Annotated in this window: 2 rRNA genes; both read left to right on the top strand. The window is 43.6% G+C overall.

Features of this window, described 5'->3' with window-relative positions:
- Positions 1 to 2 precede the first annotated feature (2 nt).
- Positions 3 to 118: ribosomal RNA gene (gene rrf / locus C9J12_RS30360) — 5S ribosomal RNA — on the top strand.
- Positions 119 to 514: 396 nt separating this feature from the next.
- Positions 515 to 583, top strand: a 16S ribosomal RNA gene (locus tag C9J12_RS30355); the annotation flags it as partial.

Genomic DNA, 583 nt, shown 5'->3' with positions numbered 1-583 from the left:
TGTCTGGCGACCATAGCGCTGTGGCTCCACCTGATCCCATGCCGAACTCAGAAGTGAAACGCAGTTGCGCCGATGGTAGTGTGGGGTCTCCCCATGTGAGAGTAGGGCATCGCCAGGCGCCCAATTTGAGAGCCCGTTGGCAACAACGGGCTTTTATTTCGCTCCAATTGATTGCAATGTGAGCGACGTCAACAGAAGGTTTTTATTTTTTAATCAGTTGATTAAAAAGATGAAAATTTTGTCTTGACTGAATATCAGAAAAGCGTATTATACGCAGCCTGACTTGCTGAAGCGTTCAACGCTAAGGCATTGAAAGTCAACGTTCTTTAACAATTTGACCATGCAATCTGTGTGGGCACTCGTGAAATTTTAAGTCGAAAGATTTATCAATGAACTGAGTGACCTTAATCATCGCAAGATGACACAGTCAATTTATGCTTCATTCTTCGCAAGAAGAAGAAACAAGAATATCAGTAAAAATCATTGAGCCGATTCGAAAGAATCAACAGAACTTTAATTGAAGAGTTTGATCATGGCTCAGATTGAACGCTGGCGGCAGGCCTAACACATGCAAGTCGAGCGG

Origin of the sequence: Photobacterium frigidiphilum (assembly GCF_003025615.1) — a bacterium.
Classification (GTDB): domain Bacteria; phylum Pseudomonadota; class Gammaproteobacteria; order Enterobacterales; family Vibrionaceae; genus Photobacterium; species Photobacterium frigidiphilum.
The sequence above is the reverse complement of the archived record's forward strand: the minus strand, read 5'-3'. Positions and strand labels throughout refer to the sequence as shown.